Origin of the sequence: Pantoea sp. S18 (genome assembly GCF_045689705.1) — a bacterium.
Taxonomy (GTDB): Bacteria; Pseudomonadota; Gammaproteobacteria; order Enterobacterales; family Enterobacteriaceae; genus Pantoea; species Pantoea symbiotica.
Map to the genome: position 1 here is coordinate 1,893,334 of NZ_CP142688.1, position 21,252 is coordinate 1,914,585.

Below are 21,252 nucleotides of genomic sequence, written 5' to 3' on the forward strand. Positions count from 1 at the left end.
AATCAGTCCAACAGGGCAAGCATTTTCTACACGCTGAAATACTTGCAATAGGTAGGGTTAATGCCGTTATACAAAGTTGTAAATCAGTGTTAAATCTCGCTGTGTGTAATTATATCAGGATAAACAGGTGAAATGCAGATCTGGAAGATCATTTTCCTGATATAAACTGCTCAGAGAGACATTGTTGGAATATAACGCTAAAGTTCATAAATTATACAGAGATTATTATTGCTGTTGTGCAGAATATAAGCACAACAGCTTGATTGATGAGCGTAATAAGCAGTCAAAAGATTCCAGAACGCTAATTAGTTGATCCTGCGCACAAAACCGTGAATTAATTAGCAAGGTAAAAGAAGAAAACGTTTGCGTAGCTGACATCTGACGAATATTAGCGCGATTGGGTGCATTATTTGCCAGATAAACAGGCCGCCATAAGCGCAACACGAGGAAACGAAAGGCGCAAAAAACGGCATTTAAGGCGTTTAGACAGCGCGTTAACTTTGCTGTAACCTCCTTTTTTCCCTGAAAGGACGTAGTCATGATGAAGTCGATTCGTGTTGCCCTGATTGGCGATTACCGTGCTGATGCCGTTGCGCATCAAGCCATTCCTCCCGCCGTACAACTCGCTGCAAAAACCCTTTCCCTTAACGTTAGCGCCGACTGGATTGCCACTCCCGAGCTCGACCAGCACAACCTCAATGATTACCAGGCGATTTGGCTGGTACCGGGCAGTCCTTATCTCAATGACGCGGGCGTGTTTGCCACTCTTCGCTGGGCGCGGGAAAGCGGTAAGCCATTTTTAGGTTCGTGTGGCGGATTCCAGTACGCCATCGTGGAGTACGCGCGCAATGTGCTGGGCTGGGAAGATGCGGCGCATGCGGAAACCGATGCCAGCGGTCGTTGGGTGATTGCGCCGCTGGCCTGTTCACTGGTGGAACAGCGCGGAAGCGTCACCTTCCAGCCGGGTTCACGTATTGCAAAGGCTTACGGCGCATTGCAGAGCGATGAGGGTTACCACTGCAACTTTGGCGTCAACCCTGAGTTCAGCGAAGCGCTAGCGACACAGAATCTGCAGATCACTTCCTGGGATTTGGACGGCGACGTGCGCGGCATTGAATTGACCGATCACCCGTTCTTTGTGGCTACCTTGTTCCAGTCCGAACGTGCAGCGTTACAAAACCGGCTTTCGCCGCTGGTAGTCGCGTGGCTGCAGGCCGCCGCAGTTTAAATACGCAGGGTCGCCATTCATGGCGACCGCTTTCAACTGATCTGCAACAACGGCTTACGCTCCCGCCCCGATTGGTGATAGCACTGAATAGCATCCCGCCAGTGCGCCAGCGGGAAAATCTCGACCTCGCCACACTCACTGGCACGTAACAGCGGCCAGATCTCACGGAATAACGTTTGCCAATCCTGATGTGCTAAATCCTCTAGCGTATGCCGCACGTGGAACCAGTGCAGCGCCGGACGTGGCGCATTAACTCGCACCGGCTTGCCGCTCAGCACGCCATAAGCAATGAATTCAGCGTCGGGAGATAATGATTGCCAAATCAACTGGCCGATTTCGCCGCCCACGGCATCAAACACCAGATCGCACTGCTGCGCTGCAGCAGCAATCTCGGCCCGCTGCGTTTCAGCCAGCGCAACGATGCTCAATTGCTGCAAGCGTGCGCCATGCTGCGGCGCACGATGAATCGCGGTGATGCTGCTCGCGCCCATCTGTCGCGCCCACTGCGCCAGTAACAGGGCACAAGCGGAACCGCCTGCGGTGATCAACACACGTTTACCGGCTGGCGACCACTGTTTGAGCATCAGCAACGCCGCCAGTGGATTGATATAGGCGCGTGCCGCCAGCGTGGTGCTGATGTCGGGCGGAACCGGCACCGCAATCAGCGGATCGCAATCGACATAACGTTGCCAGGTGCTCGCGCCTCGCAGCGGCAGCACGCGCTGGCCAAGCAAATGGCTAAACGCAGGCGGAGCAGCCACCACCGTGCCGACGCCCTCATAGCCAGCGATGAGCGGCGGCGAGACGCGATGGCGATAGGCGCCGGTAATCGGAATCAGATCGGAAGCATTAATGGGAGCAAACTGCATCGCCACACGCAGCAGGCCAGCAGCGCTGGGCGCTAAAGTAGAGGATTCGAGCGTAAGTACGCTGGCAGGTTCGCCAAACTGCCGATAAGCGAGCGCGAGATTGCTTATCGGCAGCGATTCAGAGTTCGGTTTTGGCGTCGAATTCACACAGATCTTCGATCAAACAGGATCCGCAACGCGGTTTGCGTGCCACGCAGGTATAGCGACCGTGCAGAATCAGCCAGTGATGGCAGTCGACTTTAAACGCCGCCGGCACCACTTTCAGCAGTTTGTCTTCCACTTCTTCCACGTTCTTACCCGGCGCGAAGCGGGTGCGATTACTGACGCGGAAAATATGCGTATCGACAGCAATCGTCGGCCAGCCAAAAGCGGTATTGAGCACCACGTTGGCGGTTTTGCGCCCAACGCCCGGCAGCGCTTCCAGTGCCGCACGATCTTCCGGCACTTCGCCGCCGTGCTGTTCCAGCAGAATGCGGCAGGTCTTGATGACGTTCTCTGCCTTGCTGTTAAACAGGCCGATGGTCTTGATGTACTCCTTCACGCCATCCACACCAAGCGCCAGAATGGTTGCTGGCGTATTCGCCACCGGATAGAGCTTCGCGGTGGCTTTGTTGACGCTAACGTCGGTGGCTTGCGCGGAGAGTAACACCGCAATCAGCAGCTCAAACGGCGAGTTGAAGTTCAGTTCTGTGGTTGGATGCGGATTCTCATCACGCAGGCGCGTCAGAATTTGCGCGCGTTTCTCTTTATTCACACCGCTTTCCCGGTTGCGCCTTGCGGCTCGGCTTCAGGCGCCGCCGCACGTGTGGCCGCACGCTGTTTCATCTTCTGATCGATCAGGTATTTCGCCGCCAGCAGCATGCCGAGGCCGATAAAGGCGCCCGGTGGTAGCATCGCCAGCAGCATTGGGGAATCAAAATGCACCACTTCAATACGCAGCGCTTTGGCCCACGGCCCCAGCAACTGATCCGCACCGTTAAACAGTGTGCCGCTGCCAATCAGTTCACGAATCGAACCCAGCGTCACCATCGCGCAGGTTGCGCCCATGCCGATGGCAAAACCATCCAGCGCGGAGAGCGGAATGCTGCTCTTCGAGGCGACCGCTTCGGCGCGACCCACCACGATGCAGTTGGTGACGATCAGCGGGATAAAGATGCCGAGCGACTGATACAAACCATATGCGTAGGCGTTGATCAGCATCTGCACGCAGCTCACCACCGAGGCGATGATCATCACGTAAATCGGGATACGGATTTCAGCCGGCACCCAACGACGTGAAGCAGAAATTGCGCTGTTGGTGATGGTCAGCACCAGCGTGGTCGCCAGGCCTAAGCCGAGGGCATTCGTGGCGGTTGAGGTGACCGCCAGCAGCGGACACAGGCCGAGCAGCTGCACCAGCGCGGAGTTATTTTTCCACAGGCCGCCGACCAGTAAATTCTTGGCTTCACTCATTTGCATCTCCACATTCAGGCAGCGAAGATAACTTCGCTGGCAGTGTTTCAATCAGCAGCGCGGTGCGCTTAGTGGCATTTACCACCGCACGTGGCGTAATGGTTGCGCCGGTAAATTGGTCGAATTCACCGCCGTCTTTTTTCACCGCAAAATTTTTGTCATCAGCGCCGTGGATCACTTTGCCATTGAAGCTGTTGATCCAGTCTGAAATACGCAGTTCGATTTTATCGCCAAGGCCCGGCGTTTCATGATGCTCAACCACGCGCACGCCCAGCACTTTGCCGTGGAAATCGGCCCCGACCAACATCTGAATCGCTCCAGAATAGCCGTCTGGCGCGGTGGTCTCAAGCGCCGCCGCAACTGGCTGATCGCCTTTACGCGCTAAATAGAGATGATGCGGTTTACCATTGCCCAGCGCCAGCGCATCGGTCACCAGATAACACTCTTGCTGGATGTGATTGTCGTACAGATCGGTCGGCACCACCTGATCTAACAGATTTTTCTGTTGCAGCGCGGTCTGATGCTCCACCGTCGGTTTGGTGACATAGTTAACCACCGCCGTCACGCCGGTGGTGATCACCGCAAACGCCGCCAGCGTCACCGCATTTTTACGAATAGCTTCGATCATCTTCAGTCCTTGCGATGGCCGTAAACGCGCGGCTGGGTGTAGTAATCAATCAGCGGCACACAAATATTGGCCAGCAATACCGCGAAGGCGACGCCGTCTGGATAGCCGCCAAAGCTGCGAATCAGCCACACCAGCAAACCAATCAGCGCACCGTAAATCAGGCGTCCGCGATTGGTGGTCGATGCGGTCACTGGATCGGTGGCAATAAAGAACGCGCCAAGCATGGTGGCACCGGAGAACAGGTGAATCAGCGGTGAGTTAAGCGACTCCGGCGAGAACAGCCAGCCCAGCGTGGCGCAGAACGCCAGCGAGACGAGGAAGCTGACCGGAATGTGCCAGCGGATGGCATTTTTCGCCAGCAGCAGCGCGCCGCCCAGCAGATAACCAAGGTTAACCCACTGCCAGCCGAGACCGGCTAACACGCCGCTGTAAATCGGCTGCGCCAGCAACTGATCGGCGCTATGTCCGGCACGCAGACCGGTTTTAAAGGTATCGAGCGGCGTCGCCTGGCTGACGCCATCAACGCCGAGTTGCAGCTGCTGCATGGTTTCACCGGCCAGCGTGTGATGGGTGAAGATCATGCTGAGTGAATCCAACAGACCAGGTTTGATCGCCTGCAAACTATCGGGCGGCAGCCAGCTGGTCATCTGCACTGGGAAAGAGATCAGCAGCACCACGTAACCCACCATCGCCGGGTTAAACGGGTTTTGCCCCAAACCGCCGTACAGCTGTTTGGCGATGACGATGGCGAAAATGGTACCCAATACCACCAACCACCACGGCGCAAGCGGCGGCAGGCTAATGCCGAGCAGCAAGGCGGTGAGCAGGGCGGAGTTATCGGATAAAGTCGGCACCAGCGGCGTTTTGCGCAGGCGCAGAATCGCGCCTTCGGTGGCCCACGCGGTGGCGATCGCCAGCAAAACCTGAATTAAAAAACCTACGCCAAAGAAATACCATTGTGCGGCCATGCCCGGCAGCGCGGCCAACACCACCAGCAGCATGATATTGCCGGTGCTGCGGCGGTTGTGGGTATAGGGAGAACTTGCGATACGAAAAGCCATTTAATCCTCAGTCGTCGAAGGCTGCTGCTGCGCTTTACGCGCTTTGGCACGGGCGACCGCAGCGGCAATTGCCGCTTTGCGCGGGTCGGCGGAGTCAGGAGAGGCAGCAGCCTCCACTTCAGGAGATGGTGTTTCAGCCTGCTGCGCGACAGCCGCAGCGGCTTTTTTGGCTTTAGCGCGCGCTATTGCCGCTTCAACGGCGGCTTTGCGCGGATCGACTTCAGCAGCAGGCGCGTCAGCTGGCGGCTCTACTGGCGCAGGTTCAGCAGGTTGTGCGGCAGCGGCGGCTTTCTTCGCTTTCGCGCGGGCAATCGCTGCTTCAACGGCAGCTTTGCGTGGATCGACTTCAGCAGCAGGTGCTTCAGCTGGCGGCTCGGCAGGTGCCGGTTCAGCGGCAGCGGCGGCTTTCTTCGCTTTCGCACGCGCAATCGCCGCTTCAACGGCCGCTTTGCGCGGATCGACTTCAGCCACCGGTTCAGCGGCAGGCTCTACCTCAGCCGCTGGTGCGCCCGCTTTCTTCGCCTTCGCACGCGCAATTGCCGCTTCCACCGCCGCTTTACGCGGATCGCCAGATTGGCGACTCAGCGCCTGAGTTTCAGCTTGCTTCTCGGCCTGCTGCGCTAAGGCTTGTGCGTGACGCGCTTCGCGCTCTGCAGCATCCTGCTCCGGCGTTTTTTCCTGACGCGCTTTCACACGTGCCACGGCAGCGTCCCGTTCACCCTGGTCGCTGCGCGCCACGCGCTGTTTGGCGTTTTCATGACGCGCTTCACGCGCCTGTTTTTCGCGCTCCAGACGTGCCAGACGCGCTTCAAAACGCGCTTTCGCTTCGGCGGTGCGTTTCGCTTCGAGGTCGATGGCGCGCAGTTCCGCCTTCTCCTGGCGATAATATTGCACCAGCGGAATGTTACTCGGGCAGACGTAAGCGCAGGCACCGCACTCAATGCAGTCATCAATATTATGTGCGCGCGCTTTTTCGTGATCGCCGCCCTGGCTGTACCAGAACAGCTGCTGCGGCAGCAGCTTGGCCGGACAGGCATCGGCGCAGGCGCTGCAGCGGATACAGGATTGTTCTTCCTGATCGTTGCCCATTTCGCTGGCGGACGGCGCCAGAATACAGTTGGAGATTTTCACCAGCGGCACGTTGAGCGACGGCAGGGTAAAGCCCATCAGCGGACCGCCCATGATCACCATCTGGCGCGATCCCGGTGTAAAACCGGCATGCTGCAGCAGGTGACTCACCGGCGTACCGAGACGTCCCCAGACGTTGCGCGGGCGCGCCAGCGCTTCGCCGGTCAGCGTCACCACGCGTTCGGTGATCGGTTCGCCGTCAACAATCGCGCGTTTTACCGCCCATGCGGTGCCGACGTTCTGCATCAGCACGCCGATATCGGTGGAGCGTCCGCCGTGTGGCACTTCGAGGCCGGTAAGAATCTGCGTCAGCTGCTTCGCGCCGCCAGAAGGATACTTGGTGGGGATGACGCGAATCTGCAATTCACGATCGCCACCCAATGCCTGCTTCAGCGCAGCAATGGCTTCAGGTTTGTTATCTTCAACGCCGATCAGCACGCGTTCCGCCTGCAACACCCACGCCAGAATGCGACAGCCTTCCAGCACTTCGGCGGCACAATCCTGCATTAAACGGTCATCGGCGGTGATGTAAGGCTCGCACTCGGCGGCGTTGATGATCAGGGTTTTGACGCCGCGCAGGCCGCCGCGCAGTTTGGTGGCGGTCGGGAAGCCCGCGCCGCCTAAACCGGCAATGCCGGCATCGTGAATGCGTTTTACGGCCTCTTCACGCGACAGGGCGCGGTAATCGGGCTGCGGATCGAGTGTCGTCCAGCGATCTTCGCCGTCGGCACGCAGGAAAATGCACAGCTCTGAGAGGCCAGAAGGGTGCGCCGTCATGTGTGGCGCAATCTCTTCGATAGTGCCGGATGTCGGAGCGTGTACCGGCAGCATGCGTCCGCCGCCAAAGGTCAGCGGCTGACCGCGTAACACTTTGTCGCCGGGCGCGACGCAAATCTCGCCTTCATGGCCGATATGCTGTTTTAACGGAATGATAAAGCGCTCAGGCAGCGGTAACTGACTCAGCGGCGTGCCGTTGGACTGTGTTTTCATTTCCGGCGGATGAATGCCGCCCTGAAAATCCCACAGCTTCTCTTTGCGGAACAGGTTAAACAAATTAAGCATGGGTTGTTTCTACCGGGATCACCCGTACAGGAATGGTGTCGAGATTCCACTTCCAGTTGGCCGTGGTGGTGGCAACCGGGCGCATCTCAATGCAGTCGGTCGGGCAAGGCGCAACGCAGAGATCGCAGCCGGTGCAGACGTCGCTCAGCACGGTGTGCATGGCGCGCGTGGCACCGACGATGGCGTCCACCGGGCAAGCCTGAATACATTTGGTGCAGCCGATGCAGTTCTCTTCATCGATCCACGCCACGGTACGTATCGGCTCCAGCACTTCTGCGCCGCCGTCGAGCGGTTGCGGTTCAACGTTGAGCAGCGCGGCCAGCTTGAGCATGGTCTGCTCGCCGCCGGGCGCGCATTTATTGATGGCTTCGCCGTTATTACCTACCGCATCGGCATACGGACGACAGCCGGGATAGCCGCACTGCCCACACTGGCTCTGCGGTAAAATCTCGTCGATCTGTTCAACAATCGGATCTTCTTCCACCTCGAAGCGACGTGAGGCGTAACCGAGCAGCGCACCGAACACCAGGCCCAATGCAGCAAGTGCGACAATCGCAATCCAAATCGCGGTCATTAGAATTTCACCAGCCCGGTGAAGCCCATAAAGGCCAGCGCCATTAAACCGGCGGTGATCAGCGCAATCGAATTGCCTTTAAACGGTGCAGGAACATTCGCCAGCACCAGACGCTCGCGCATACCCGCGAACAGCACCATCACCAGCGAGAAGCCGAGTGACGCGCTGAAGCCATACAGCGCCGCTTGCAGGAAGGTGTGATTCAAATTAACGCTTAAGAGTGGCACGCCCAGCACCGCACAGTTGGTGGTGATCAGCGGCAAAAAGATACCCAGCAGGCGATAAAGTGACGGACTGGTTTTGCGCACCACCATTTCGGTGAACTGCACGACAACAGCAATCACCAGGATGTAGGCGAGGGTACGCAGATAAACCAGATCGAGCGGCACCAGAATCAGGTGGTTCACCAGCCAGGCGCAGATCGCCGCCAGCGTGATCACGAAAGTGGTGGCAAGTCCCATGCCGATGGCCGTTTCCAGTTTTTTTGACACGCCCATAAAGGGACAAAGGCCGAGGAATTTGACCAACACGAAGTTGTTCACCAGCACTGTGCCAATAAAGAGAAGTAAGTAATCGGTCATTTTTTAACCTGGGAAGCCGAAAGGCGTCTATTATCCGGAATTGAGAGGTGCATCTCAACCTTCACCGGGTTTGTGTGGTCGTTGAGAGCACTCAGAATTAAATTGCTGACGAAACTCACATCATTATGGCTGGATAAACGTCTGTTTCACGCGTTGAGAGCGTTTGAAATAGGGCACAAACACCGCCGCAGCCAGCAGTGACAGCAGCAACGTCTGAATCGCCTTGCCGTCGGCAACGGGCGTGAAGGCAAAGGTTTTTAACGCCAGCAAAATCGTCATCAACAGCCACAGAATGTAGTGGCGCGGTAAGCGACGCGAACGTTTACAGAAAATCCAGCACACCCACATGCTGTAAAGCCAAACCACTGCGGCGGTCAGCAGTGAGATCGACCATTGCGTGAGCAAAATGCCGCCGTGTGAAAACAGCGTAGTACGCAATTCGGGATTGAACAGCGGGCTCAAATACATCGCCACCACCAGCGCGCTGGTCAGCATGGTCATGATCAGCCACGCCAGCGGCAGCAATAACCAGCCAGCGATACGCGGCGGGAACACCTGTTCGGTCATCGGGAAGATCCTGTTTGCAGAAAAGAGGGCGATGCAGAGCGTATCATGTCCAAACGGGGCACGCCCGACCTGGACAACGCAAGAGCGCAGATAAAGAGGGGATAAATCAATTAGATCACGTAACGCCAGACGGTTTTAGGCACGCGGCCCATGTCGAACAGACGTCCGCCAGAGACCAGTTCAGCACGTCGATGGTCGGCAGCGCGATACATATTGATGATCTCATTATCATCAGTCAGCGAATAATTAAGATGGTCGTAGAGTTTTTCCAGACTATCGAGATTATTCACTTTGCGGAATTTCAGCAGGTAATCTAACGCAGTCATGATTGCCATTTAAATATAAAGTACTCGGAAGTGCCCAAGTATAGGGAGCACGCAGCCAGAGTCCATACGCGACTTGTAAAAAAATACAAAATTCAGACAACATGCGCTAATTCGCTCATGAAACGACACTTTTTTGCCTTTTAAACGTTTTAAACGCGTATTTGAAAAGCGATTTAAGGCAAATTTAGGCCGGTAATTAGCGGGTATGTGAGAAAATCTCACACTAATTAATCCATACTGGTTAGCCATTATTTATCCGTCTCTATAATAGTTATTTCCGATCGTGCTGCTGACGAATCCGCTAATTATTCGCGACTGGTCGGCAAATTTATGCACACGCCATGAAACCAGCACTCACAATCTGTGCGAGCAGTCACAAAACCGATAATTGTTTGTCCGGACAGACAATAACCATTCTTTACGTACCTGCTGTAATCGTTTCCAGTACTGAGAAACATAACCGATTCTGTTTATTACATTTATTTAACCACCTGCGCAATAATTAGCAGGCATTTTGTCCATAACGGCACTCTCCTTAAAGCCTTGCACGTTCGCGTAACTCCTTTAATTCACTCTGATTTGTGAAGTAAGTCGCGCTTGTTTACGCGCTTTTCAGCCAGGCTTAATTCGCGTTTTGTACCCCTACAACACACTCCCTTCAGAGGAATGAAATTATGTGGAAACGTTTACTCTTGACCGCCATGGTGAGCTCGGCACTGAGTACGTCGGTGTTGGCTGCTGATATGACGGTGGGCTTCTCACAGGTTGGCTCGGAATCTGGCTGGCGTTCAGCAGAAACCAATGTGGCAAAAAGTGAAGCGCAAAAGCGCGGCATCACACTGAAAATCGCCGATGGCCAACAGAAACAAGAGAACCAAATCAAAGCGGTGCGCTCGTTCATTGCGCAGGGCGTTGATGCCATCTTCATTGCGCCGGTGGTGCAAACGGGATGGGAGCCGGTGCTGGAAGAAGCCAAAGATGCCAAGATTCCGGTGTTCTTACTTGATCGCGCCATCGTGGTGAAAGACAAATCGCTGTACATGGCGGTGGTCACTGCTGACAACGTGCTGGAAGGCAAGTTGATTGGTGACTGGCTGGTGAAAACTGTTGCGGACAAAAAATGTAACGTCGTCGAGCTGCAAGGCACCGTTGGCGCCAGCGTAGCGATTGACCGTAAGAAAGGCTTCGCCGAAGCCATCGCAGGACACGACAACATCAAAGTGATTCGCTCGCAGTCCGGTGACTTTACCCGCAGCAAAGGTAAAGAGGTGATGGAGAGTTTCATCAAGGCGGAAAACAACGGCAAGAACATCTGCATGGTTTACGCGCATAACGATGATATGGCGATCGGTGCCATTCAGGCGATCAAAGAAGCCGGCCTCAAACCAGGTAAAGATATCCTGACCGGTTCGATTGACGGCGTGCCAGATATCTACAAAGCGATGCTGGCTGGTGAAGCCAATGCCAACGTAGAGCTGACGCCGAACATGGCCGGCCCGGCATTTGACGCGCTGGAGAAATTCAAGAAAGACGGCACGATGCCGCCGAAAATCATCAAAACAGAATCGAAACTTTATCTGCCGGACTCCGCGCAGGCACAGCTCGATACCAAAAAAGGCATGGGTTACTGATCCCCGCAACCGCCCTTCGGGGCGGTTTTTGATGACGTAAGGCGAGGTAGAACCCGATGAGCACCTCCGATGAAACCGCACTGCTGACCATCAGCGGCGTCAGTAAAGGCTTTCCCGGCGTGAAGGCGCTGGATAATGTTTCGTTCAGCATCCGCAAGGGCGAGATCATGGCGCTGCTGGGCGAGAATGGCGCGGGCAAATCTACGCTGATTAAAGTCCTGACCGGCGTTTACACCCGCGATGCCGGCACCGTAACCCTGAATGGCAAGGCGATTACGCCGCACAATACCGCTGATGCGCAGGAGATGGGCATTGGCACCGTTTATCAGGAAGTGAATCTGCTGCCGAATATGTCGGTGGCGGATAATTTATATATTGGCCGCGAGCCGCGTCGCTTTGGCATGATCGATCGCAAGCGCATGGTGCGCGATGCCGATGCGCTGATGCGCAATTACGGCTTCGTGCTCGACGTGACGCGTCCGCTGGGCCATTACTCGGTGGCGATGCAGCAGATCATTGCGATTTGCCGCGCGGTCGATCTCTCCGCGCAGGTGCTGATCCTCGATGAACCGACTGCCAGCCTCGATGCCAATGAAGTCGAAATGCTGTTTACCTTAATGGCGCAGCTGAAAGCCAAAGGGATGAGCCTGATTTTTGTGACCCACTTTCTCGACCAGGTTTACCGCATTACCGATCGCATCACCGTGCTGCGAAACGGCCAGTTTATTGCCACGCGCGATACCGCCACGCTGCAGCAGATTGAACTGATTAAGCTGATGCTGGGGCGCGAGCTGCTGGAAACCGCTTTGCAGCGTCAGGGCAGCACGCTGCGCAGCAATCAGCCGGTGGTGTCGTTTGAAGATTACGGCAAGAAGGGCACTATTGAACCGTTCAACCTGCAGGTGCGTCCGGGGGAAGTGGTAGGCCTGGCCGGATTGCTCGGTTCCGGTCGTACCGAAACTGCCGAAGTGCTGTTTGGCATTCGCCGCGCCGATCGTGGGACTGCAACTATCAAGGGCAAAGTGCAGAACATCCGCACGCCCGCGAAAGCATCGCGCCTTGGTATGGGTTTCTGTCCGGAAGATCGAAAAACCGACGGCATCATTGGTGGCGCATCGGTACGCGAAAATATCATTCTGGCATTGCAGGCACAGCGCGGCTGGCTGCGACCGATTAAGCGTCGTGAGCAGCAGGAGATCGCCGAGCGCTTTATTAAGAGTCTTGGCATTCGCACGCCGCATGCCGATCAGCCGGTTGAGCTGTTGTCCGGCGGCAACCAGCAAAAGGTGCTGCTATCGCGCTGGCTGGTGACCAAACCACAATTCCTGATCCTCGACGAGCCAACGCGCGGCATTGATGTGGGCGCGCACGCCGAAATCATTCGCTTAATTGAAACCCTGTGCGCCGACGGATTGGCGCTGCTGGTTATCTCCTCTGAACTCGAAGAATTGGTGGGCTATGCCGATCGCGTGTTGATTATGCGCGATTTGAAGCAGGTGGCCGAAATCCCACTGGAGCAGCTGTCGGTGGCCGCGATCGTCAACGCCATCGCCGATGGAGGAGCACAACATGCTTGAATCCCCTATGACACATGACAAACCCGAACGGCGTAAGCCGAAGCTGCCGCCTGGCATGCCGCAGATTGTGGCGCTGATTCTGGTGCTGCTGGTGGATAGCCTGGTGGCGAATAACTTTTTTGCCATCCACATTCAGGATGGCCGTTTGTTCGGCAGTCCGATTGATATTCTCAATCGTGCAGCGCCGGTGGCGCTGCTGGCGATCGGCATGACGCTGGTGATTGCCACCGGCGGCATCGATCTGTCGGTGGGCGCGGTGATGGCGATTGCGGGCGCGACGGCGGCGACGCTGACCGTGGCGGGGCACAGTTTGCCGTTCATCATTCTGGTGACGCTCGGTACCGGTCTGGCCTGCGGTTTGTGGAATGGCATTTTGGTGGCGCTGCTAAAAATTCAGCCGTTTGTCGCCACCTTGATATTGATGGTGGCGGGACGCGGTGTGGCGCAGTTGATTACGCAGGGGCAAATCGTCACCTTCAATAGCGATAGCCTGGCGTGGTTTGGTAGCGGTTCGCTGTGGCTGTTGCCAGTGCCGGTATGGATTACGCTGCTGGTGGCGTTAGTGGTGTGGTTGTTGACGCGCAAAACCGCGCTCGGACTGTTTATCGAAGCGGTGGGTATCAACCTGCGCGCGGCGCGCAATGCCGGTGTGAATGGCTGGCTGGTGGTGATGTCGACCTATGTGATTAGCGGCATGTGTGCGGCGGTGGCGGGCATGATAGTCGCGGCAGATATCCGTGGGGCCGATGCCAATAACGCCGGTTTGTGGCTCGAGCTGGATGCGATTCTGGCGGTGGTGATTGGCGGTGCCTCGCTGATGGGCGGACGCTTTAATCTGGTGCTGTCGCTGATTGGCGCGTTGATTATTCAGTCGATGAATACCGGTATTTTGCTGTCCGGCTTCCAGCCTGAACTCAATCAGGTAGTGAAAGCGGTGGTGGTGATGTGCGTGCTGCTGCTGCAGTCGCCACGCTTTATTGCCATGTTGAAACGGAGACGCCCGAAATGATTAAACGTCATCTGCCCTTGATGATCACGCTGCTGGTGTTTGTGGCGGGTTATCTGTTTTGCCTGAGTCAATTTCCCGGCTTCGCCTCAACGCGCGTGATCTGCAATATCCTTACCGATAATGCCTTCCTCGGCATTATTGCGGTGGGAATGACGTTCGTGATTTTGTCTGGCGGGATTGATCTGTCAGTGGGCGCGGTGATCGCCTTCAGCGGCGTGTTCCTCGCGCGGGTTATTGGTGACTATCATCTCGATCCGCTTCTGGCGTTTGCGCTGGTGCTGGCGATGGGCGCGCTGTTTGGCGCGATGATGGGCTGGTTGATCGATGCGCTGAAAATCCCGGCGTTTATCATTACGTTGGCGGGGATGTTTTTCCTGCGCGGCTGTAGCTATCTGGTGTCGGAGAATTCGATTCCTATCGATCATCCGCTCTATACCACGCTGTCGAGTCTGGCGTGGAAGATCCCCGGCGGCGGGCGTTTGAGCTTGCTGGCGCTGATTATGCTGGTGGTGGTGCTGGGCGGCATTATTCTGGCGCACCGCACGCGTTTTGGTAATCAGGTATATGCGATTGGCGGCAGCCTGACTTCGGCGCAGCTGATGGGCGTGTCCACGCGCGCGACAACCATTAAGATTTATATGTTGTCGACCACGCTGGCGACGCTGGCGGGCATTGTGTTCTCGATTTATACCTCGGCGGGTTATGCGCTGGCGGGATTGGGTGTGGAACTGGACGCGATTGCCTCGGTGGTGATTGGCGGGACGTTGTTGTCCGGCGGCGTCGGCACGGTGTTGGGCACGCTGTTCGGCGTGTTGATTCAGGGATTGATTCAGACCTGGATTAACTTCGACGGAACCTTGAGTTCATGGTGGACCAAGATCGCCATCGGCATTCTGCTGTTCGCCTTTATCGCCCTGCAACGCCTGTTAACGGTTATGTGGGATCGCCAGCAGAACGCACCTGTCAAAAGATTAACCTCTTAAATTCTTCTCCGCTTTCGTAGGGTGGCCATTCATGGCCACCTGGTTTACCTGATGGCTGCTGGATCGGCACAAAGGCCAGAAAAGGCCAGCCCGATCGCAAAGAAACCCTGCATCCATGCAGATCGGCCTCGCAAGTATTCGCCTCATCCATGAGGCTCACCCGCTAGCGGGCAATGCTTTGCATTGTGCAAAAACGCTCCCGGCGTTTTTGTCCATGGCTCGGACGCTTTGCTCTTCGGGCTGGCCTTTCCTGTCCCCCGTGGATAATTTCATCGCTGTTTTACACCAGGTGCGCATTCATGCGCACCCTACGAAGATGTAGGGTCGCCATTTATGGCGACCACCGTTACCGCCACCAACAAAAAGGCCGCGAATCATCGCGGCCTTGTTCATTCCAGATCACATCAACGTGCCAGGCGGTAATACGCCTCATTCCAGCGCAGCGCATCTTTAAATGCCGGTAAGCGCGTCTCCTCATCAATCACCAGCACTTCAATGCCATTCAGCTCGCCGTACAGATACATATCATCCAAATCCAGTGCCTGGCTGAACACCGTGTGATGCGCGCCGCCGGCCAGAATCCAGGCTTCGGAGGCCGTTGCCAGCGACGGCTGAGCACGCCACAGCGCACGCGCCACCGGCAGTTTTGGCAGCGGTTTGGGCTGTTCGATGGCATCCACCACATTCACCAGCAAGCGGAAACGATCGCCCATGTCGATGACGCTGGCATTCACCGCGCGCCCGGCTGGCGTGGAGAAGATCATGCGCGCTGGATCGGCTTTGTCGCCAATGCCGAGGAACTGCACATCAATCAGCGGTTTCTCCTCTTTGGCGATGGATGGACACACTTCCAGCATGTGCGAGCCCAGCACCAAATCGTTGCCCGGTGAGAAGTGATAGGTGTAATCCTCCATAAAGGAAGTGCCGCCTGCACGCGTGCCCGCTTGTACTTTGAGGATGTGCAGCAGCGCGGCGGTTTTCCAGTCGCCTTCTCCGGCGAAGCCGTAGCCCTGGCCCATTAAGCGCTGCACCGCCAAACCGGGCAGTTGCGTCATGCCGTGTAAGGTCTGGAAGTTAGTGGTGAAGGCTTTGCAGCCCTCGGCTTCGAGGAAGCGCTTCAGACCCAGCTCGATGCGTGCCGCATCCAGGACGTTTTGACGTTTTTCGCCGTTGACCGCTGCTACATCGGTAAAGCGGTATTGGCTTTCATATTCATCAATCAACGCGTTGACGTCACCATCGCTGACGCTGTTCACCACTTCGACCAAATCGCCCACGCCCCAGCCATTCACGGAGTAACCAAACTGAATCTGTGCCGCAACTTTATCGCCTTCAGTTACCGCCACTTCGCGCATGTTGTCGCCGAAGCGCGCCACTTTCAGCTGCTGGCTGGCCTGTTTTGCCAGCGCGGCATTGATCCAGCGTCCGATGCGCTGCTGGCTGGCTTTATCCTGCCAGTGACCGGTGACCACGCTGTGCTGCAAGCCCATGCGCGCGCCGATAAAGCCGAACTCGCGGCCGCCGTGTGCGGTTTGGTTGAGGTTCATAAAGTCCATATCCATGCTGTCCCACGGAATCTCCGCGTTGAACTGGGTATGGAATTGCAGCAGCGGCTTATTGAGGATGCTCAGGCCACCAATCCACATCTTGGCTGGCGAGAAGGTGTGCAGCCAGGTAATGATGCCGACGCACTGATTGTCGTGGTTGGCATCGCGGCACAGAGCCAGCGCTTCGTCCGGTGATTTCACCAGCGGCTTCAGCACCAGCGACACCGGCAAAGTGCCAGCTTGATTCAAGCCCTCCATTACCTGGCGAGCGTGCTGTTCAACCTGACGCAAGGTTTCCGCGCCGTAAAGGTGCTGCGTACCAATTACAAACCACACCTGTTGTGCGTTGTGCTGTTCCATTAAATCTCTCCTTTACTGAGCGGATGCGGTGCGTGCGGCATACTGCGGTTCAGCGGCCTGGCACCAGTTTTGATAACGTTGATAAAGTTGCTGATAAACCACCACGCGCTCGGCGTTGGGTTGCAGCGTGACATCAATCGGACTGGCCATAACGTGCTGGGCGGCAGGCACATCGGCATACACGCCCGCAGCGACGGCGGCAAAAATGGCGGCGCCGAGTGCGCAGCATTCGTCAGAGGCGACGATATCCAGCGGACGGTTCATTACGTCGCAGCACGCCTGCATGATGGCGGGGGATTTGCGGGCAATGCCGCCGAGCGTCAGGATGCTCTGCACCGGAATTTGCTGCTGTTCGAAACACTCCATAATGGCGCGTGCGCCAAACGCGGTCGCGGCGATCAGGCCACCAAACAGCGCGGGCGCATCGGTGCCAAGGTTAAGATCGGTGATCACGCCTTTTAAGCGCTGATTAGCATCCGGCGTGCGGCGGCCGTTGAACCAGTCGAGCACCACCGGCAGGTGATCGAGCTGCGGATTGGCCGCCCAGGCTTCGGTGAGATTACGGATCAGATCCTTTTGCAGCGCGGCTAACTGCGGTTGCAGCTCGGGATGTTGCTGCGCCGCCTGCTGCAATGGCCAGCCGAGCAAGCGGCTGAACCAGGCATAAATATCGCCAAACGCCGACTGACCGGCTTCGCAGCCAATCGCGCCCGGCACCACGCTGCCATCCACCTGGCCGCAGATGCCTTTGATGGCGCGGTCGCCAACGGTGTCGCTGTCGGCAATCAGAATGTCGCAGGTTGAGGTACCAATCACTTTCACCAGCGTATACGGCTGCGCACCGGCACCGACCGCGCCCATGTGGCAGTCAAACGCGCCGCCCGAAAGTATCACCTTCTCTGATAAACCGAGGCGCTGTGCCCATTCGCTGCTGAGCGTGCCAACCGGCACATCGGCGGTCCAGGTTTCTGCGAACAGGGGAGAATCAAGCTGCTCGACCAGCAGAGGATCGAGCGCGCGGAAGAAGTCAGCCGGTGGCAAGCCTTGCCACTCCGGATGCCACAGAGATTTGTGCCCGGCGGCACAGCGTCCACGGCGCAATTGCGCGGGTGCGGTAGTGCCGCTGAGTAACGCGGGCACCCAATCGCACAGTTCCACCCAAGACACTGCCGCGTCACGTACCGCAGCATCGGCGCGTGACACGTGCAGTATCTTGGCCCAGAACCACTCCGACGAATACACGCCGCCAATATAGCGGGTGTAATCGTTGAAACGACCGCTACGACACAGCTGATTGATCTCTTCGGCTTCTTCAATCGCGGTGTGATCTTTCCACAGCACAAACATCGCGTTGGGGTTATTGGCGAATTCCGGGCGCAGCGCCAGCACGTTGCCATCACGATCGATGGGCGCGGGCGTCGAGCCGGTAGAATCCACGCCAATCCCGACCACGGCGGCGCGCTGTTCAGGCGTTAAGGCGTTAACCACGGTGACAATCGCCTGTTCTAACGCATCAATATAGTCCTGCGGATGGTGACGAAAGCGGTTGGCGTGCGCGTCGCAGAATTCGCCGTTGGCCCAGCGTGCATAGTTGACCACCGCTTTTTCCAGCTCTTTGCCACTATGACAGTCCACGGCCAGCGCACGCACCGAGTCACTGCCGAAATCCAGCCCAATTGTTATGGTGCCAGCACCCATTGGGATTCTCCTGTGTGAGTTATCTGGCTCTATCCTGGAATGGGGCGGCAGAAGCGGTTAGTCATCAGTCGCTGAGAATATGCACTTTTCTGCCATCGGCGAGGATGTGTGATCCATAGCAAAAGTTAACGACCGGTTAAATTTGCTGAATATATGGAGGATTTTGTCATCGTTTTGGGATGTGATACCGCTCTACATTTTTCATCTCCATTCCCGCTACAACTAGCCCAGCGTTTGCGCAGCCTTTGTACAACCTTTGTGCTAACGCGCTGATTTTTAGCTGTACCCCACAGAATTATTTGATTGGTAGCGTTTACACCGATTGGTTAATAACAGCCTAAAACAACATTGTGCCGGAGAGCATCATGCATAAATTCACTAAAACGCTGGCGGCGGTTGGTCTCGCTGCGGTTATGTCACAATCCGCTATCGCCGAGACCATGAAACTCGGTTTCCTTGTCAAACAACCGGAAGAGCCCTGGTTCCAGACCGAATGGAAATTCGCGGATAAAGCCGGCAAGGATCTCGGTTTCGAAGTGATCAAAATTGCGGTGCCTGACGGCGAGAAAACCCTCAACGCTATCGATAGCCTGGCCGCCAGCGGCGCGAAAGGCTTCGTTATCTGTACGCCGGACCCCAAACTCGGCTCGGCGATTGTCGCCAAAGCGCGCGGTTACGGCTTGAAAGTGATCGCCGTCGATGACCAGTTCGTCACCGCCAAAGGCAAGCCGATGGATACCGTGCCATTAGTGATGATGGCCGCGACCAAGATCGGCGAGCGTCAGGGACAAGAACTGTATAAAGAGATGCAGAAACGCGGCTGGGATGTGAAAGAGACCGGCGTGATGGCCATTACTGCCAACGAGCTCGACACCGCACGCCGCCGCACCAGCGGTTCAATGGATGCGCTGAAAGCCGCCGGTTTCCCGGAGAAGCAGATCTATCAGGTCCCGACCAAATCCAACGATATTCCTGGCGCGTTTGACGCCGGTAACTCGCTGCTGGTGCAGCATCCGGAAGTTAAACATTGGCTGATTCTTGGCATGAACGATAACACCGTGCTGGGCGGCGTACGCGCCACCGAAGGTCAGGGCTTCAAGGCGCCCGATGTGATTGGTATCGGCATCAACGGTGTTGATGCGGTAAGTGAGCTGTCGAAAGGTTCCGCCACCGGTTTCTACGGTTCGCTGCTGCCAAGCCCGGACGTGCACGGTTATAAGAGCAGCCAGATGCTCTACAACTGGGTAACCAAAGATCAGGAGCCGCCGAAGTTCACCGAAGTCACCGATGTGGTGCTGATTACCCGCGATAACTTCAAAGCCGAGCTGGATAAGAAAGGGCTGAAGTAAGGATTAGCGCTTTTGGAAGGTCGCCATAAATGGCGACCCTACGATGCGGTTTTGTAGGGTGCGCATTAATGCGCAGGGCCCATGACTTAGGAGTTTCCATGAACACTGATCAAGCCTTTCTGTCGTTTCATGGCATCAGCAAAACCTTTCCCGGCGTGAAAGCGCTGCAGGATATCTCATTCAGCTGCCGCGCCGGAGAAGTGCACGCGCTGATGGGGGAAAACGGTGCCGGTAAATCGACGCTGTTGAAAATCCTCAGCGGCAGTTATCAGCCGAGCGGCGGCGAGATTCGCATTAAAGGCGAGTCGAAGAGTTTCAACACCACCGTGGATGCGCTGGACGCTGGCGTGGCGATCATCTACCAGGAACTGCATCTGGTACCGGAAATGAGCGTGGCGGAGAATATCTATCTCGGCCAGTTGCCACACAAGCGCGGTTTGGTGAATCGCAAACTGCTGCGCTACGAAGCCGGTTTGCAGCTGCAAAATCTCGGCATGGACATCGATCCGGATATGCCGCTGAAATATCTGTCGCTCGGCCAGTGGCAAATGGTGGAGATCGCCAAAGCATTGGCGCGTAACGCGCGCATTATCGCCTTTGACGAACCGACCAGCTCGCTGTCGGCGCGCGAGATTGATCACTTGTTCCGCGTCATCCGTCAGTTGCGCGAGCAGGGCCGTACCGTGCTGTATGTCTCGCACCGTATGGAGGAGATTTTTGCGCTCAGCGACGCTATCACCGTGTTTAAAGATGGTCGCTACGTGCGCACCTTCACCGACATGAAAAACACCCATCACGACGATCTGGTGCAGGCGATGGTGGGACGCAATCTGGGGGATATTTATGGTTACGCGCCGCGTGAACTGGGCCCGGTGCGTCTGCAGCTGGACGCGGTAGAGGCGAAGGGCGTGCGCACGCCGATTTCGTTAACGGTGCGCGCCGGTGAAATCGTTGGCCTGTTTGGTCTGGTTGGCGCGGGACGCAGCGAACTGATGAAAGGGCTGTTCGGTGCCACCAAACTGCGCGGCGGCACCGTGACGCTGGATGGCAAAAAGCTCAACATTCGTCAGCCGATCGACGCTATCCGCGCCGGCATCATGCTGTGCCCGGAAGATCGCAAATCTGAGGGCATCATTCCAGTGCATTCGGTGCGCGATAACATCAACATCAGCGCGCGTCGCCACAATCTCACCGCCGGTTGTCTGATCAAACCGAGCTGGGAGGCGAAAAACGCCGATATCCACATTCGTTCACTCAACATCAAAACGCCGGGTCCGCAGCAGCTGATCATGAACCTTTCGGGCGGCAACCAGCAGAAGGCAATTCTGGGCCGCTGGTTGTCGGAAGAGATGAACGTGATTCTGCTCGATGAGCCGACGCGAGGCATTGACGTCGGTGCCAAACACGAAATCTACAACCTGATTTATGCCCTGGCGAAAAAAGGCATTGCGGTGCTGTTTGCCTCCAGCGACTTGCCGGAAGTGATGGGATTAGCCGATCGCATTCTGGTGATGCGTGAAGGTGAAATTGCCGGTGAACTGTCCCACGACACGGCCACAGAGCAGCTGACGCTGAGCCTGGCGATGCCGAAAACCACTCAAGCGGCCGCCGTGGCCTGATGT

Annotated in this window: 19 protein-coding genes; 7 read left to right on the top strand and 12 right to left on the bottom strand. The window is 56.5% G+C overall.

Annotated features, from left to right (window positions below; translation table 11 throughout):
* Positions 1-538: 538 nt before the first annotated feature.
* Positions 539-1,228, top strand: coding sequence for a CTP synthase (locus VIJ98_RS08810; protein ID WP_323273450.1), 690 nt, complete (start codon positions 539-541; stop codon positions 1,226-1,228).
* A gap of 32 nt (positions 1,229-1,260) precedes the next feature.
* Here the strand turns inward: VIJ98_RS08810 and VIJ98_RS08815 are convergent, their stop codons facing one another.
* The 10 genes from VIJ98_RS08815 to ydgT form a co-directional block, all read right to left on the bottom strand.
* Positions 1,261-2,097: a zinc-dependent alcohol dehydrogenase family protein gene (locus VIJ98_RS08815; RefSeq protein WP_323275795.1), complete on the bottom strand. Its 837-nt coding sequence runs from the start codon at positions 2,095-2,097 to the stop codon at positions 1,261-1,263.
* Between the two features lie 118 nt (positions 2,098-2,215).
* Complete coding sequence (gene nth, locus VIJ98_RS08820) at positions 2,216-2,851, bottom strand: endonuclease III (protein ID WP_323273452.1); 636 nt, start codon at positions 2,849-2,851, stop codon at positions 2,216-2,218.
* Entirely contained in the window at positions 2,848-3,549 is a 702-nt protein-coding gene (locus tag VIJ98_RS08825; RefSeq protein ID WP_008110261.1) for an electron transport complex subunit E, read from the bottom strand. The genes nth and VIJ98_RS08825 overlap by 4 nt, the downstream gene beginning before the upstream one ends.
* Positions 3,542-4,177, bottom strand: coding sequence for an electron transport complex subunit RsxG (gene rsxG / locus VIJ98_RS08830; RefSeq protein WP_154194172.1), 636 nt, complete (start codon positions 4,175-4,177; stop codon positions 3,542-3,544). The genes VIJ98_RS08825 and rsxG overlap by 8 nt, the downstream gene beginning before the upstream one ends.
* A 2-nt stretch (positions 4,178-4,179) precedes the next feature.
* Positions 4,180-5,238, bottom strand: a complete 1,059-nt coding sequence (gene rsxD / locus VIJ98_RS08835; RefSeq protein WP_008110259.1) for an electron transport complex subunit RsxD — start codon at positions 5,236-5,238, stop codon at positions 4,180-4,182.
* Complete coding sequence (gene rsxC / locus VIJ98_RS08840; protein ID WP_323273457.1) at positions 5,239-7,428, bottom strand: electron transport complex subunit RsxC; 2,190 nt, start codon at positions 7,426-7,428, stop codon at positions 5,239-5,241.
* The gene (rsxB, locus tag VIJ98_RS08845; RefSeq protein ID WP_008110257.1) at positions 7,421-8,002 is read right to left on the bottom strand and encodes an electron transport complex subunit RsxB; all 582 of its coding nucleotides are present in this window, start codon (positions 8,000-8,002) and stop codon (positions 7,421-7,423) included. Before rsxB ends, rsxC begins: the two co-directional genes overlap by 8 nt.
* On the bottom strand, positions 8,002-8,583 hold the full coding sequence (gene rsxA / locus VIJ98_RS08850; protein WP_008110256.1) for an electron transport complex subunit RsxA: 582 nt from the start codon (positions 8,581-8,583) through the stop codon (positions 8,002-8,004). The genes rsxB and rsxA overlap by 1 nt, the downstream gene beginning before the upstream one ends.
* Before the next feature lie 123 nt (positions 8,584-8,706).
* Positions 8,707-9,150, bottom strand: a complete 444-nt coding sequence (locus VIJ98_RS08855) for a DUF2569 domain-containing protein (RefSeq protein ID WP_008110253.1) — start codon at positions 9,148-9,150, stop codon at positions 8,707-8,709.
* A 110-nt stretch (positions 9,151-9,260) separates the two neighbouring features.
* The gene (gene ydgT, locus VIJ98_RS08860; protein WP_036650139.1) at positions 9,261-9,476 is read right to left on the bottom strand and encodes a transcription modulator YdgT; all 216 of its coding nucleotides are present in this window, start codon (positions 9,474-9,476) and stop codon (positions 9,261-9,263) included.
* Positions 9,477-10,150: 674 nt separating this feature from the next.
* Here ydgT and ytfQ point away from each other — a divergent pair.
* The 4 genes from ytfQ to yjfF are packed head-to-tail and all read left to right on the top strand — an operon-like array spanning position 10,151 to position 14,676.
* Positions 10,151-11,107 carry a galactofuranose ABC transporter, galactofuranose-binding protein YtfQ gene (gene ytfQ / locus VIJ98_RS08865; protein ID WP_008110249.1) on the top strand — a complete coding sequence of 319 codons (957 nt, stop codon included), beginning with the start codon at positions 10,151-10,153 and terminating at the stop codon, positions 11,105-11,107.
* 56 nt (positions 11,108-11,163) lie between these two features.
* Complete coding sequence (locus VIJ98_RS08870) at positions 11,164-12,684, top strand: sugar ABC transporter ATP-binding protein (RefSeq protein WP_323273461.1); 1,521 nt, start codon at positions 11,164-11,166, stop codon at positions 12,682-12,684.
* Positions 12,677-13,693: a galactofuranose ABC transporter, ATP-binding protein YtfT gene (gene ytfT, locus VIJ98_RS08875; RefSeq protein WP_008110246.1), complete on the top strand. Its 1,017-nt coding sequence runs from the start codon at positions 12,677-12,679 to the stop codon at positions 13,691-13,693. The genes VIJ98_RS08870 and ytfT overlap by 8 nt, the downstream gene beginning before the upstream one ends.
* Complete coding sequence (gene yjfF / locus VIJ98_RS08880) at positions 13,690-14,676, top strand: galactofuranose ABC transporter, permease protein YjfF (RefSeq protein ID WP_008110244.1); 987 nt, start codon at positions 13,690-13,692, stop codon at positions 14,674-14,676. Before ytfT ends, yjfF begins: the two co-directional genes overlap by 4 nt.
* A gap of 404 nt (positions 14,677-15,080) precedes the next feature.
* On the opposite strand, the gene araA is transcribed toward yjfF, so the two are convergent.
* Both araA and VIJ98_RS08890 read right to left on the bottom strand, forming a co-directional pair.
* On the bottom strand, positions 15,081-16,583 hold the full coding sequence (gene araA / locus VIJ98_RS08885) for an L-arabinose isomerase (RefSeq protein WP_258145012.1): 1,503 nt from the start codon (positions 16,581-16,583) through the stop codon (positions 15,081-15,083).
* A gap of 12 nt (positions 16,584-16,595) precedes the next feature.
* The gene (locus tag VIJ98_RS08890; protein WP_323273465.1) at positions 16,596-18,281 is read right to left on the bottom strand and encodes a ribulokinase; all 1,686 of its coding nucleotides are present in this window, start codon (positions 18,279-18,281) and stop codon (positions 16,596-16,598) included.
* A gap of 365 nt (positions 18,282-18,646) precedes the next feature.
* On the opposite strand from VIJ98_RS08890, the gene VIJ98_RS08895 reads away from it, so the two are divergent.
* Both VIJ98_RS08895 and araG read left to right on the top strand, forming a co-directional pair.
* Entirely contained in the window at positions 18,647-19,630 is a 984-nt protein-coding gene (locus VIJ98_RS08895) for an arabinose ABC transporter substrate-binding protein (protein WP_061720153.1), read from the top strand.
* 98 nt (positions 19,631-19,728) lie between these two features.
* Positions 19,729-21,249: an L-arabinose ABC transporter ATP-binding protein AraG gene (araG, locus tag VIJ98_RS08900; RefSeq protein WP_323273469.1), complete on the top strand. Its 1,521-nt coding sequence runs from the start codon at positions 19,729-19,731 to the stop codon at positions 21,247-21,249.
* Positions 21,250-21,252 lie beyond the last annotated feature (3 nt).